Raw genomic sequence first — 14,346 nt, forward strand, 5'->3', positions numbered from 1 at the left:
GCTAAGTGATAATGATTCGTAGATTTTTGACTTTAGGACGATAGACAACTGTTCCACTTAAAACCAATTTTACCCTCGTCTCATTAGCATTAAAATTTGATAGTACATGAGTTCTCTCCACCCAGCTTTCTCCAATTGGTTTTCCTGATGTTAAATTTACTAATTGCCAATCCACGTTTTTTTGTACATATGCTTTAACATCTGCAGTGCCAGGTATCAGCGCATCATATGTTATGGTAATCTTAGTGTTAGCTCCTGCTGTAATGCTTCTTGTAACATAATCTCCAGACTCTGAAAGATTACCCATAACTAACTGTAACCCAGGATAAAGAACTGGACTTTTTTCTCGCCCTCCTTTTAGGCTTGCTTTTACCGTTAATTCCCCATTTATTCTTTCACGCAGTGCGAGCGGCAAATTATCAGACAAAAAGTTTTCTTTTCCTTCTTCATCTGTTAGAATAAATTCCACATTAGTATCAAATGCCACCTTCTCAACATTTGTCAAAACTATTAAATCTGATGCGTTATTTGCAGTAATTTTGCCCAGATCAATAACGTGAGAACTTTCGCTAAATTTTGCAGCTAGTAGTCGAAACGTTAAATCTAAATTTTGATGCGGTGTCCACGTACTTGCATTGCTTGATGAGAGTAATACTCCTACTTGATATGGTTGACTTGTTACCCAACGGCTATTTACTGCATCATATTTGCCAAGTTCTGCTATTTTTACTGCAGTATCTGCATCATCAGTGAGTAGCACTATTGCATACTCTTGTCCTGCATGGCAAAACACTGGTGACCACTCTATACGTGTTGCTGTGCCATCTATCTTTATATCTTTTGGCTCAATATAGCTTTCAGCAATGACAGTTTGCGAGGGCACTCCCACTGCTGTTTCTCTAATCTGCACAACAACACGTTTTTTGCCTTTATTTATAAACCATAAGTCTAGACCTCCTATGTGTCTGCTTTCATTTAGAGTAAATGTTTGCGCTAAAGGATCAACTCGTCTTGCTGCGATAACTCTTCTTCTTTCCTCTATGGTAACTGTTTTTTTACCAGTATAAGTTGCCTCTCCATAACTACCTTTATCACCGAAGAACTGCACTAACTTAGTCCCAGCAGGAATGTTTCTTGGTACAGTAAATCTTCCTTTTATTTTTCCTCTGTTATCAGCAATAAATGTTGCGATCATGTTTTTCTTTCAAATATTTTCTATGCTTGAGGTTGAATAAAAATTCCATCAAACTTTAATTCCTTAAGCTTTTCACCAGTTGCAAAACCCTCAATCTCAAAATTTTGAGTTGCTTCTCGCATAAATTCAGTTTCGTATGAGGTACTTGACAGCAGCTCTGTCGTTTCTTTAGCATTAAATACTCTGGTTACTGGACTTTTCCAATTTGTTTTTACCTCCGTCCAGTGATCAATGTTTTTATTTAGAGTAACTTTTGCGGTTACTTTATCAAAAGCTTGATATGGATTAATTTTTTCACTTTTAGTCTGTAAAAGCTGTTCCAATACCGGCTCAAGTTCATACGGCAAAAGATATCTTTCCCCACCTTTTTCAATATCTGCAACTTCTACATCTATTGGCAGAACTAGCTCTCTATTTACTATTGCTGCAGACTGCGAAATTCCTTGATCACGCATATCATCATCAAAGAATGGGTCAACAAATACTCCTTTTTTGGTAGTAGGTTCTCTTGAATTTGCATCATTGCGTAGACGTTCCTCTGCAACCAGCGCATAAAGATCATTTATTCCTTTTTTCATTGCTTCAAGCTCATTCATCGGTACAGCATGAATAGCATTATTCACTATTTTTACCCCTTCTTTTTCTCCGTTTTTCCATGTCTGATGAATGTAGCAGAGCAAAAGTTGTCCAGAGGGCGCTTTAGGCATCGATGGTCTCCAAGGGTGAGCTATGCCTTTTATTCTTCTTACCACCCCTTTGCTATCGATAGTAATTAAATCATAGCGGGGCATTTTCCAGGTGTAATCAACCAGAACCAAGCTGTTATCAACTGCTCCTTTTACTTTACACCCCTCTTCACTTATATCTTCAGGGCTCACCTGAGTACGACAGCGATAAGTTATTTGATAACTACTCCCAGGTGCTGGTTCTTTGCCAGGTAATGACCAATCAACATTTCCTGCATTTAACTTATAGTCTATACTATTTTCATAAATAACATTGCCTTGTTTAATTTGAATAATTTCAAGTACCGCAGAGTCAGGTATTGGATCAACAGCTCCTGAGTATGAACCATGAGTAACAGTAATGGTTTTTTGAATAGTGATATCTACTTTTTTGATTTCACTGATTGGAAAATCATTAACTTTAAGTTCCATTACTCTTTGGCTGAAAAGTATGTGGTTCTGATTCAACTGATTTTATATCCGGATCTTCATCAAAAGAAACACGAATACTGTGAGGAAGTTCAATCTCATAGCCATCAACATGAGCTTTGCCCTCATTAATTACAAAAACTTGTTTTCCTCCTTCTCCCTCTTCCTTTTGCAGGAACATTACTTCAAGACCATTTACGACGTAGGAACCATTTGCCTCTTTGTCATAACGAGCAAGCGCAGTAGTTACTATGTTTGCTTGTGGAGGTGGTGAATGTTCTATTAATACTCCATTTTCAATGTTATAGATTAGATAAAACTCTCCTTCAGAAAAACGTGGAGAAAGACCTTCTGCTTGATAACCCCAAATGGTGGAAACTTTAAGTCTTGCAGCTCCTACTTCCTGATAGTTTCTTGTACCAACAGCAGGATCACGAAGGTTTTCATCCTCAAGTTCTGTAATGGTAGATTCTACATAATAAACACCTATGCGAACTATAGTACTCAGTGGAATAACAAACTCTTCTTTTTCGACTTTTCTAACCGCTCCACGAAGATAGATTTTTCCTGATTCAAGCGTAACTTTACCAGTTTCTCTATCTATAATACAATTGCTTCCTGTTATAACATCACCATCACGAAATATTGCATCGCCTATGCCTTTAAGCTTAGAGAGAGCATATTCCTGAGTCTCGTTTAGTTCTGCAGACTGTAGACCTCTTCCTGCAAGAAATAAGCTTTTTTCGTATTCTTTGTCAGGATTAAAGCGATTATAATAGCTATTCAAAGTCATTCTTTTCCCCTCTTCAGAATGTAACGACAAAGGCAAAAGTTTCCCGGGTTGCTGCGGTTCTGATCAGTGGTACCGTGTGTTCTAAAACTAACAAAATTCCAGGATTTTCCACGTCTTTTGGCTCAAAATATCTCTGTCCAGGAGGTGCTTTCTCCTTTACCTTTGTACCAACCATAACCCCGAGTTCCCTGATAACTTGATTTGCTGCGTCCGTGAAATCGAAAGTAAATTTGAGAAAAAGATTATTAGTTGGTACATTTGAGGGCCTAAACCTTCCAGAAGGAGTTATAAGTTCGCCGTTTTCATCACCTGTGCAGAATAGCACTTCATCTGCAGTACGTCTGCCAAGCTCATTGAGCAGTTTTTGAGATGTAATGGACTCTGGTGGTGTGTCTTGAATGTATTCTATAGTTACTGTACTATTCTCTACAATAGAGCTGTTTTTCGTACGTTTTATTATACCACTACTGCTCTCAACTATATAGTCAATACTGGATTGATACACTGTTTGTCCTGTAAAAACCCTTACATCTTTAATAGTATGGTGATCTAGAGCTATTTCATCCTCAACAAAAACTTTTTCGACTTGATGACTACTTTCCCAATTGGCATCACCACTGCCCCAAGCAAGATGTAGAGATTGCTTTTTTATGCTTGCTGCTATTGCTGCTCTTCCTGACTGTGTAAGAATTGACATTTGAAAATTTGACTCCTGTATATATATTCACCAAAATTACAAAAACTGTTCAGTTTTTTTAGGAAAATTCTTCTTTTATTTCATAATAAATTTTTGTTGACTAATCTTTAATCTATTTTAGACATAATATATTTACTTTTAGATATATGATAGCTAGTGAGGAATTTTGGGAAAATAATTTAGAAATGCCAGTATCCTTTTTGCTTAAGGACTTTCAAAATCCAAGTTTACGTGAAAGTTGGCTTAATTCTCTTTCTGGTAGACAATTAAGTGTGATTTTTAACCACTATTTTCAGAATAAGCAAAATAGGCAATTATTTAAAGACTACGAAAAATCCGATGATATTTCAACTCAGCAAAAGCGTAAGATGCTTATTAAAATTTCTGAATCTCTGTTTGATTATTACTTAGTCAATCGTTTTAGTCGTGCAAAATCAGAAACAACTATAGCTGAAGTAGCACAGTCTGTATTAAGCCAAGATCTTCTGAAATCATTTCTGTTGCAAAATAACAAATATGACAAAAAGTCCTTGTTGTTTACTCTCTTTATAATTAATCATAACTTACTGAAACAAATTTTCTGCTTTAATCAAGTGCAGAAAAAAGGTTTTTTACCTTTCGTATTAAAAAATCCTCCAAGACAAAAGTCCACTTCATTTAAGGATTTTTTATCAAAAAGTACGATACAGGAAATATTAAAACAGCATGATCTATTCGAAAATGATAGTTTTGAAAGTCAGTTTCAAGAACTCTTTTACTACCAAAATAGTATTTACTTATTTATACGACGTGCTAGTAAAGATGAAGATTTGGTAATGAGTTCAAATAAGGTAATACACGGTTATAAACCTAGTAGAATTATTATTGACTTTGCTTTAAATGCTAACCAAGTAAATCTATCTATTCAAAGTTTTGATCAAGGATTAAAAATAGCAAATAAAATAGTAAGCTGTTATTTTCAACGAGAATGTTCATTTACTAACATGCGCCACCAAAATACAACAGCACAAGTGAGTACTTTTTTGAATGACTGTGTAAAACAACATGTACCTGATATTCGCCTATTTGAATTGAAATTTGGTCCATCTAAATCTAAAACTAATCTTACGTTAAACACGGATAATATTGAAGAGTGGTTGCAGAAGATAGAGCCTTCGGTTGGTAGTGTACTGCATGATGTTTCGCTTGTTCAGCATATCAAAGTATTGTTCAAAAGTAAAAAAGTTACTTTATCCTTTCAGACAGACACGCAATACGCAAATTATATAGAAATTGATTACTCAGAATATGTTCTCAATAGAAAAGAACGAGATGATTTTAAGTCTTTAATTAGAGATAGCTATGGAATTACCGTTTTGTCGAAAACACTCTCAAGATATTGATACTATGTTAGTAAATAGGTCCTGGGTAGATCCTGATGAGAACTATATAGATGCTGCAGAGTATCTCAACCAGATTGATTTTGTTAAACTTGAGAAGCATTACTTCGTTATTTGCGCTAATGATTTAGATCTTGATTTTCCAAATATACAAAATCCTTATTGCAAAAACGAGGTTATCATTTCTCATGATTTTGATGAAGAGTGTGATGATCTAGCTTGCGAGGATTGTGGTCGTGATATTTTTCCTGATACTTATAAAAAACAGCGTTATCTTGTGCTTTCAATTAAACTTAATACGGAAAAAATTATAAGTTGGTTTGAAAAACTATTAATAGGGCTCATATGGGAAAAGGCGGCAAATGGGATATATCATATAAGCTTTAAAAGTAAAATAGTAAGCGTTATTATACCAACTTTATGTACTGATAAGTCATATTTAACTGTAGATAGGTTAAGAACTAATGTTGCTGTTCTTATAACTTTTGGAAAGGCAGACTTAAAAATATTGTTAAGCCTATACACTGTTTCCATGGCTGATTTAATTTGTAAACATCAAACTCTAAATCAAATACTAAGCGAAGCAGTTGAAAAAGGAGTACCAGAGCTATTACCTAATGTTTCTTTTCAAGCATTCCCTTATGTTCCACTGCAAGAAACAACTCTTCCAGAAAAAAAGATACTGCGATTAAAAGTTGAAGATAATACTATTTATGTTAATGACATTGAAATTATAGGCAAACAAGCAATTTCGAGCATCCGCATCTTTAGAGTATTACTTAAACAATTTTTGCGTGACTTGGAAGCAGTTAAAGAATATAAATTTCTTAGTATCATTCAAATAGCAGATAGTTTGTATCCGTTCAGAGGTGTGGTTTAAGAAACAACAGCTAGCAGGTTTTGAAAAGGGTTTAATTCCTTTTGTTTCCAAGTCAGATACAACGAAATTATCCGCTCAAGAAATCTATTCCCTCGCTCTGACTGTGCAAAATATGAATTCTTACGATAGACAACATAATGCCGTATCTGTCGCTCAACATGGTTATTCGTTAATGGAATATTCTCTGGGTCATCCAAAAATGTCCACATCATTGACTCGGATTTTATAATACCCTTTACCGTTCGTGAAGCTCCTTTTGCTTCAAGTATATAAGATATTTTTATCATGCAGTACTGTATGTATCTTCGTAATTCTTTAGCTTGCTTAGTGAACTTTGAAATACTAATTTCATTTTCTGACAAAGCGTTTTTTAATACAAACAATCCATTAGCTGCGTCTTTTAAACAATGGCTAAGTCTCATTACTTCACTATTCCAACTATGAGATAACCTCTCGAAATTTCTCAATAAGTGAGCCCAACAAATTTGTCGTTTTTCATCACTGAAGTGGTTGTAAACTGCATATCTGTCAGTAATTACCAGGTTTTTGTAATCACAAAATGCACTATTCTTTAAAAATTTCATTCCTCTTGTATCTGCTAACTTCATAAGACTTGCTTTATTGTTGGCAAACATCCAGCACCATCCCAATTTGCCTTTGTTGTAGTGACTGGTTTCATCAATATGCAAAATTTCGCTTGCTTTTATTTCTTCCTCTATTTGTTCATAGGCTTCTTTACATTTTGACGAAACCCTTGCTTCACTATTGGACACACTACCAACACTTATACTCATGTTAAAGATGTCTTTCATAATATTCGCTATTTCTCGCTTTGAATTCTTATAAAACCCACTTAGTGATGCAACTACTGACTTAACTCTAGGACCAAAGGTATCCGGTGTAACTCCTTCTGGTAATTTGCTACTCCTTCTTTTTCCGCATTTACGACAGCGACCATGTTCTAATTGATACTCAACTACGTAAGGCTTAATTTCTGGTAAATCAACTTTTTGATAGACATATGGTTTTTCCGATATTGCGATTTCTTCACCACACTCGCATCTATTTGGTAACTCTACCTTCACCACCTCATCTGCTTCCATTTTAGCTCGGCAATTCCCCTTATGTCCAACTTGACCACCTATCTTCCTGCCGCCCTCTGACTTATCTTCTGGTGTGTCTTTTTTTATTTTGTACAGCTCTTTTGAACTTGGTAAAGATGAATTCCTTGAGTTTAAGCCGAGTCTCTCTCTTAGTTCAGCATTCTCTATTTCTAAGATTTTATTTTTTTCTTCAAGCTTTGCTACTTTCTGCTCTAAGTTTTTACATAACTCTACAATACTGATCAACAATTGAAGCATCTAGCCTTACTTTACTATCAACATTTTGTGTTATTACTACTTTAATATATTATGTCAATTGTTTTTTATCCTTGCCACACCTCTGAACGGATACGATAGTTTAGGTATTGAAGACCCAGAACAGCAAGTACGCAGACCTCTTAACAGAATGCAAAAAACAATAGCAGAAAAGCTAGCTAGCACCTTGGGACTAAATATAAAACGCGATGATGTGATACAAGCGTGTAACTGGTCAGGCTATCGGCTTAATCCATCTACCATTAACTTAAGTGCTAGCTAGCCCTATTGCTAAAAACAGTCTAATGGTAACATAACTTTAACGCGTCTGTTATTTCTTGTTTTTCACGAAATTTTATATAACCTTCAGTAACTAAGGCATTAATATATCTAAGAATAGAATGATGACTCTTAAGACCATTCAAAAAAATAGCAAAATTGGGTTTTAGTAAAAAAGCGTCCCTTCCTCATTAATTAACTGTAAAACAGTATCATATTCTCTCTTCCAGCGTATGGTTCCTTTATGTTTAGTAATTTAACAAGGTTTATGTCACTTATAATTGAACTCAAAAATTCAGCTATATCCCCGTTTTTATCTTTAGAAACCTGTTGTTCAGCATTCATATCACTAATACCAGGCGATAAATAAGACAGACATTCTTTAAATCAATAGTGTTTTTTGGGATTTATTCATCTATAAAAATTGTTTCAAATAAACACAGCAGCTTTAGAAAGGTATCCAATCACGCTCAGTATTTTGATGTTGCTCTTGAGTAATAACCGTAGCAATCTTGTTTTTCTCTCCATATCGATCAGCCTCAATACCAACTTTTGCAGTAAACTCTAACCCATTAAAATCAGCTATAGAGTTGACTTTTCTAGCAATAACTGCTTTTTCTGAAGTGTCATTTGAATGAATGTTCCGTGCTGACTCTAAAATACTTCTAAGCATAGAACGACCCATTTCTCCCCAAGTATCTTCTCCTTCAACGCTTGCTTTGCCACTTTTAATACCAATTACTTGATAAATCTTACGTTTTGCATATGGACCTTCAGTGACAGTAAATTCAGCGTTTAAATAGATGCTACCAGTAGTGTAGCTTTTCGTGAACCAATTCTCATAACCTCCAGGCTTTATTGCCATTTTTACCTTGACTATTGTACCTTTCGGTATTAAACTGCTTTGCAGTTTTGCGTTATTAAAATCAGTTAAAAAATCTGCTAGCATATTGTCTCCTATAAATTAAGTAAAAAAAGAATCAACTCCATTGGTCTACGAGTTGCCAATTGCCATTTATCTTATCGACAAGTTTGTTTGGTACACGTTCACCATTACGAAGCTCAAATACTATTTGACGGGTAGTGCTTTCTTCATCATGAGAAAACATCACCATGCCAGTACTGTAGAATCCTCTTAAAGATCCAGCACCGCTTAAACCCTGAAATGGATCTTCTTCTAACATTTTTTTGGATAGTTTTTTTGTATGGTGGGTGAGTATTATGCCTGAATCTGGATTGATAACATTTCTCAGTCTTTCAAGTGTTTTTTGCAAGAAGAATAACGTATCCGTTCGGAGGTGTGGCAAGGATAAAAAACAATTGACATAATATATTAAAGTAGTAATAACACAAAATGTTGATAGTAAAGTAAGGCTAGATGCTTCAATTGTTGATCAGTATTGTAGAGTTATGTAAAAACTTAGAGCAGAAAGTAGCAAAGCTTGAAGAAAAAAATAAAATCTTAGAAATAGAGAATGCTGAACTAAGAGAGAGACTCGGCTTAAACTCAAGGAATTCATCTTTACCAAGTTCAAAAGAGCTGTACAAAATAAAAAAAGACACACCAGAAGATAAGTCAGAGGGCGGCAGGAAGATAGGTGGTCAAGTTGGACATAAGGGGAATTGCCGAGCTAAAATGGAAGCAGATGAGGTGGTGAAGGTAGAGTTACCAAATAGATGCGAGTGTGGTGAAGAAATCGCAATATCGGAAAAACCATATGTCTATCAAAAAGTTGATTTACCAGAAATTAAGCCTTACGTAGTTGAGTATCAATTAGAACATGGTCGCTGTCGTAAATGCGGAAAAAGAAGGAGTAGCAAATTACCAGAAGGAGTTACACCGGATACCTTTGGTCCTAGAGTTAAGTCAGTAGTTGCATCACTAAGTGGGTTTTATAAGAATTCAAAGCGAGAAATAGCGAATATTATGAAAGACATCTTTAACATGAGTATAAGTGTTGGTAGTGTGTCCAATAGTGAAGCAAGGGTTTCGTCAAAATGTAAAGAAGCCTATGAACAAATAGAGGAAGAAATAAAAGCAAGCGAAATTTTGCATATTGATGAAACCAGTCACTACAACAAAGGCAAATTGGGATGGTGCTGGATGTTTGCCAACAATAAAGCAAGTCTTATGAAGTTAGCAGATACAAGAGGAATGAAATTTTTAAAGAATAGTGCATTTTGTGATTACAAAAACCTGGTAATTACTGACAGATATGCAGTTTACAACCACTTCAGTGATGAAAAACGACAAATTTGTTGGGCTCACTTATTGAGAAATTTCGAGAGGTTATCTCATAGTTGGAATAGTGAAGTAATGAGACTTGGCCATTGTTTAAAAGACGCAGCTAATGGATTGTTTGTATTAAAAAACGCTTTGTCAGAAAATGAAATTAGTATTTCAAAGTTCACTAAGCAAGCTAAAGAATTACGAAGATACATACAGTACTGCATGATAAAAATATCTTATATACTTGAAGCAAAAGGAGCTTCACGAACGGTAAAGGGTATTATAAAATCCGAGTCAATGATGTGGACATTTTTGGATGACCCAGAGAATATTCCATTAACGAATAACCATGTTGAGCGACAGATACGGCATTATGTTGTCTATCGTAAGAATTCATATTTTGCACAGTCAGAGCGAGGGAATAGATTTCTTGAGCGGATAATTTCGTTGTATCTGACTTGGAAACAAAAGGAATTAAACCCTTTTCAAAACCTGCTAGCTGTTGTTTCTTAAACCACACCTCTGAACGGATACAGAATAACATAGCGCTATTGTCGTTTTCATTGCCATATTCACTTGAGTTAAAAATGTTACGAAGAGGGTCAATCGCAATAATATCAGGTTTAAAACGCTCTTTGACAACATTTTTGATTTCATCTATTTCTTCACTGCTAAATGATAATTGCACTCTTGGCGTGATAATTAAGTTATTGGCAGCTATGTCCAAAAGCTCTTTATTCAGTTGAAGTTGTTGCAACCGTTCTTTCATATATTCATATTCAATTTCAGTTTGCATGTAGAAAATTTTCAAAGGTTTATTTGGTGTCATACCGAGAAATGATCTACCAGCAGCCATGTGGACGAGCCATGAAATTAGAAAATCGCTTTTGCCAATTTTAGGAGGGCCACCCAGTACTAATAGACCTCTTTTTGTCAGAATCCTTGGTGAGATTATATCTTCTGGTATCGGTGATTGATCATCCAAATATTCTTTCACACTGAAAAAGGGAACTTTTTGACCGATATTGAAAAAGCTTTGTTCCATAATAATTATTCTCCAATTTTTAATTAAGCAATAGGAGCCAAAGTTTTGGCTTTAATTTTCGCAAGTAATTTACCCAGATGCGGTTCTTCAACCATATTCAGGCAGCCACTGCGGTCTTTAGCTGGATATCCCCAAGAGTTAATAGTCTGACAGACAAATGAACGTTTCTCTGTGCCATCATCTTTCTTGATTCCAACCATACTAATTACTTCATCAACAATACCTGGAATTTCACTAGCAGTTTTAGCCCCTTCACATTGAGGTAACCAAGTTGGACGATTGCAGTCATCAAGATATTGACCTAATGTGCCAACTATGATAATGTCTTTATCTCTGATGTGTTGAAATTGATTGAGCCAAGCCATCATCTCTTGAGCAAGTGTGCCATAAGCAGCTCTTTTATCTTCTCTCCCTGATCTATCTGAAAAAGCTTCAGGTTGCATTCTTGCCCATAATAGACATAAACGTGAGGCAACGGTTATACTATCCACAAAGATGCATCGGTATTTAGAAACTTTAGAAAGAAGATCTTTGTGCTTGCTACAGACATGCTCATAGTGTTTTTGACTATACGCTTGATCAGACCTTAATGCAGGATTAGGACCACCAATAAGACAAGCAATGTCTCTGGCCTCATTCCAAGTGCGCATATTGATTGAATCTCCTTTCCAGTCTTGTACAGCTAGAAGTCCTGCTTCAAAATCAAGGCAAAGTGTTGTTGATTCATCGAGAGTTTTGAGTAAGCTAGTTTTACCAATTCCATAAGGGCCAAAGATTACTATCTTCACACCTGTGACTATTTTTGCTCTTTCTTCGCTGTTTATTATTTTCATGTTTTTACCTATATGCACTTATATATAAATTCACCAAATTTCAAAAAACTGTTCAATTTTTCTTATGCTTTTTTCCGTAAACAGGTGCAAATTTAGATCGCATTTTCTTGAAAATGTTGTACAAAGTAGTCCGTGACATATTGTTCATGTCTGCAACTTCAGCAATGCTGTGATGTTTAAGTTGTTCACATAAAACTTGCCACTTCTTTGGTAATTTTGAAATAATTTGCTCAACATCAATACGTAGTATCGTTTCATCTTCAAAGCAGTAACTTTCTTGTTGCACATTATTTTCAAGCTTAGGAGTAGTACGTGAGTGTTTACGGACTAGATTATTAATACGATTTTTAACAACTTGCTTAGCAAAGGTTGAAAGACTGCCCTTAGTTTTATCATACTGATCTATGCATGAAAGAAACTCACAGAAGAGGTCTTGTTCTATGTCTTCAATATCTTGATCAGTAAGCGATTTATAATATTTTGCGTAAAATTTTATTAAATTAACAACTTTAGGATCAATACCTGAATAAGAGTTTCGAGATTTCATAAGATGTATCCTTAAATGAAAGACTTAAGGATGAAACTTGCTTAGTAAATATTGTAGGACATGAAAAAAATACCTCAGACAATCGTGAGTTTTTTACCCTCTGAAAACCTGGAATCTTTTTTCAAACCTCAGACACTCAAAACTTTGATCAGACAATGCACTTACGAACTGAACAGTTTTTGTAAATCCGGTGAATATATAGAACAAGACTCCGAATTTAAAGGTTAATTATGAGTGTTTCATACAATGTTCCAGAGATTAAAGCACAACTATTGTTGAATTTAAGATCATGCCTTTCTTACCTTTTCCCCAATGGTACCTTCCATGGTGATGAATTTCGAATAGGTGATGTGCATGGTAACAAAGGACAAAGTTTAAGAGTAGAACTAAGTGGCAGTAGAGCAGGATTATGGAATGATTTTGCAACTGGAGAAGGTGGTGACATTATCACTGCCATTAAGTTAAGGGAAAGAGAAGTTAAGATTGGACAAAAAATTTGAAGTGATTGATAATTATGGTAAATACTAGGGTGAATTTTTAAGAAAAGGGAGTCTGAAAAGTGCAAGTTATTTAAAAAAGTAATAATTGCAGGTTATTTTGCAAAGAATGTACTAATGCAATGATACTGAAAAGATATCTTGAATTTAAAACACATGTTTTCTAGCTCTTTTCTGGTAGTTGAGTGAACGAATATCAGATATCTTATGACGATCAACTCTTCTCCCTTTTCTCACCACTAAAGTGTTCATCAAAAATAACTGTGATAGTCGATACATAATGCAGTCTATGTCTGACTCTGTAGAAAAAATATCAAAGGCTAAGTTTTTAATCGCATTAAATGAGACAGATTTATTGATGCTTTTTTTTAGTTTACTATTCTGTGAGCTCAATGTCTCTTCATCATCTTCTATCATGATACTTTCTAGATTACTGATGAAGATAGTTGACCAAAAATCCTGCTTGATAGTTTCAATACTTTTTCCTGTGAAATTCTCTAAATTTAATCTTCCCTTCAGCCTAGAAAAAAATGTTTCTACTCCCCAGCGCAAGTAATATAATCTCTCAAACTCTTCAACTGTAAAACGTTTCTCATCTAACAGAGATGTTACTAACACTTCAACTTCGCCAGAAGAAAGTATTATTTTGACTAACCTGAATTTCATCTCATCAGGTAATCCTAGCTTTCGTAGCTGTCTTGCTACTTTAATAGGTGCGGTAGACACTACCACCGTACTAGATGGGCTTTCCGGCTTAAACATAGTGTTTATTTCATTGAAAGACGAACTTGAACAGCGAATTATATAATTGATTTTCCTTCCTGTAAGCTCAGCAAGAAATCGATAAGATACGTATCCTCTATCACAGATTAACAAATCGTCTGATTTTATGGATTCAAGCATACCGATTGCTAAATCAACCTCATAGCTGTCACCTCTACTTAGCACAGATTTTATTGCAATATTATTTAGCACATCGTAGCAAACTTCAAAGGTTGCACTTGTATAGTCTTCAAATCTCTGGATTCCATTCCATACTGCTCTTGAGCCAAACTCACCTATTATTTTGTCGCTCTTTGGCAGAATCAGTATTGAAGCATCAAATGCAAGTACTCTGAAGCCATGGTGGGTTTTAAATTCCTGATCTTGGTAGTATAGGGAAACTATATCATCATTTAACTCTGAAAACGCAGTATGTTTTAGCTTCTTTCTTGCTTGAGTAAATGCACTTGCCGTAATTGTATAATCTTTTCTTGTATGCAGAACAAACTCATTAAGCATCACTTGTAATGACTTTACACTCTTTCTAAAAATCAGGAGAAATACATTAACGAAGGGCAGCTTTCTTTTTCGTGAGAAGTCTTTTGAGGATGCTCTGTGTGCGTTTATAAAGTTTAAACTCATCAATTTATTTTTTATAAACATGATTATTCTTTTTTTTACTCATGTCATTACTTCT

Annotated in this window: 12 protein-coding genes and 4 pseudogenes; 5 read left to right on the forward strand and 11 right to left on the reverse strand. The window is 35.0% G+C overall.

Annotation, left to right across the window (positions count from 1 at the left end; all coding sequences use genetic code 11):
* Window position 1: 1 nt before the first annotated feature.
* The 3 genes and pseudogenes from OPR42_RS07860 to OPR42_RS07870 all read right to left on the reverse strand — a co-directional run bounded on the left by OPR42_RS07860 (window position 2) and on the right by OPR42_RS07870 (window position 3,839).
* Complete coding sequence (locus tag OPR42_RS07860; protein ID WP_265042259.1) at window positions 2–1,195, reverse strand: hypothetical protein; 1,194 nt, start codon at window positions 1,193–1,195, stop codon at window positions 2–4.
* Window positions 1,196–1,215: 20 nt separating this feature from the next.
* A pseudogene (locus OPR42_RS07865) lies at window positions 1,216–3,142 on the reverse strand (DUF4815 domain-containing protein).
* Between the two features lie 13 nt (window positions 3,143–3,155).
* On the reverse strand, window positions 3,156–3,839 hold the full coding sequence (locus OPR42_RS07870; RefSeq protein WP_265042260.1) for a hypothetical protein: 684 nt from the start codon (window positions 3,837–3,839) through the stop codon (window positions 3,156–3,158).
* A gap of 146 nt (window positions 3,840–3,985) precedes the next feature.
* Here OPR42_RS07870 and OPR42_RS07875 point away from each other — a divergent pair, with 146 nt between their 5' ends.
* Both OPR42_RS07875 and OPR42_RS07880 read left to right on the forward strand, forming a co-directional pair.
* Window positions 3,986–5,221, forward strand: a complete 1,236-nt coding sequence (locus tag OPR42_RS07875; RefSeq protein ID WP_265024764.1) for a hypothetical protein — start codon at window positions 3,986–3,988, stop codon at window positions 5,219–5,221.
* Complete coding sequence (locus OPR42_RS07880; protein WP_265042261.1) at window positions 5,181–6,098, forward strand: hypothetical protein; 918 nt, start codon at window positions 5,181–5,183, stop codon at window positions 6,096–6,098. The genes OPR42_RS07875 and OPR42_RS07880 overlap by 41 nt, the downstream gene beginning before the upstream one ends.
* Here the strand turns inward: OPR42_RS07880 and tnpC (OPR42_RS07885) are convergent.
* A complete protein-coding gene (gene tnpC / locus OPR42_RS07885) occupies window positions 6,095–7,447 on the reverse strand; it encodes an IS66 family transposase (protein ID WP_265042338.1) in 1,353 nt (450 codons plus the stop codon). The two genes, OPR42_RS07880 and tnpC (OPR42_RS07885), sit on opposite strands and share 4 nt — an antisense overlap.
* 70 nt (window positions 7,448–7,517) lie before the next feature.
* Here tnpC (OPR42_RS07885) and OPR42_RS07890 point away from each other — a divergent pair, with 70 nt between their 5' ends.
* The gene (locus OPR42_RS07890; protein ID WP_265042262.1) at window positions 7,518–7,739 is read left to right on the forward strand and encodes a hypothetical protein; all 222 of its coding nucleotides are present in this window, start codon (window positions 7,518–7,520) and stop codon (window positions 7,737–7,739) included.
* A 191-nt stretch (window positions 7,740–7,930) separates the two neighbouring features.
* Here the strand turns inward: OPR42_RS07890 and OPR42_RS07895 are convergent, their stop codons facing one another.
* The 3 genes and pseudogenes from OPR42_RS07895 to OPR42_RS07905 form a co-directional block, all read right to left on the reverse strand.
* On the reverse strand, window positions 7,931–8,080 hold the full coding sequence (locus OPR42_RS07895; RefSeq protein WP_265042263.1) for a hypothetical protein: 150 nt from the start codon (window positions 8,078–8,080) through the stop codon (window positions 7,931–7,933).
* Between the two features lie 103 nt (window positions 8,081–8,183).
* Entirely contained in the window at window positions 8,184–8,684 is a 501-nt protein-coding gene (locus OPR42_RS07900; protein ID WP_265024762.1) for a hypothetical protein, read from the reverse strand.
* A gap of 31 nt (window positions 8,685–8,715) precedes the next feature.
* A pseudogene (locus OPR42_RS07905) lies at window positions 8,716–9,018 on the reverse strand (AAA family ATPase); the annotation flags it as partial.
* A gap of 107 nt (window positions 9,019–9,125) precedes the next feature.
* On the opposite strand from OPR42_RS07905, the gene tnpC (OPR42_RS07910) reads away from it, so the two are divergent.
* Window positions 9,126–10,478 (forward strand): IS66 family transposase, encoded by a 1,353-nt coding sequence (tnpC, locus tag OPR42_RS07910; protein ID WP_264330462.1) that lies wholly within the window; start codon window positions 9,126–9,128, stop codon window positions 10,476–10,478.
* A gap of 13 nt (window positions 10,479–10,491) precedes the next feature.
* Here tnpC (OPR42_RS07910) and OPR42_RS07915 read toward each other — a convergent pair.
* The 3 genes and pseudogenes from OPR42_RS07915 to OPR42_RS07925 form a co-directional block, all read right to left on the reverse strand.
* A pseudogene (locus OPR42_RS07915) lies at window positions 10,492–11,010 on the reverse strand (AAA family ATPase); the annotation flags it as partial.
* Between the two features lie 23 nt (window positions 11,011–11,033).
* Entirely contained in the window at window positions 11,034–11,843 is an 810-nt protein-coding gene (locus OPR42_RS07920; RefSeq protein ID WP_265024760.1) for an ATP-binding protein, read from the reverse strand.
* A gap of 52 nt (window positions 11,844–11,895) precedes the next feature.
* A complete protein-coding gene (locus OPR42_RS07925) occupies window positions 11,896–12,390 on the reverse strand; it encodes an RNA polymerase sigma factor (RefSeq protein WP_213864031.1) in 495 nt (164 codons plus the stop codon).
* Window positions 12,391–12,620: 230 nt separating this feature from the next.
* Here OPR42_RS07925 and OPR42_RS07930 point away from each other — a divergent pair.
* Window positions 12,621–12,839, forward strand: a pseudogene (locus OPR42_RS07930) (AAA family ATPase); the annotation flags it as partial.
* A gap of 195 nt (window positions 12,840–13,034) precedes the next feature.
* Here OPR42_RS07930 and OPR42_RS07935 read toward each other — a convergent pair.
* A complete protein-coding gene (locus OPR42_RS07935; RefSeq protein ID WP_265041416.1) occupies window positions 13,035–14,312 on the reverse strand; it encodes an IS4 family transposase in 1,278 nt (425 codons plus the stop codon).
* Between the last annotated feature and the right edge of the window lie 34 nt (window positions 14,313–14,346).

This window comes from Wolbachia endosymbiont (group B) of Melanostoma mellinum, from assembly GCF_947251465.1.
Classification (GTDB): domain Bacteria; phylum Pseudomonadota; class Alphaproteobacteria; order Rickettsiales; family Anaplasmataceae; genus Wolbachia.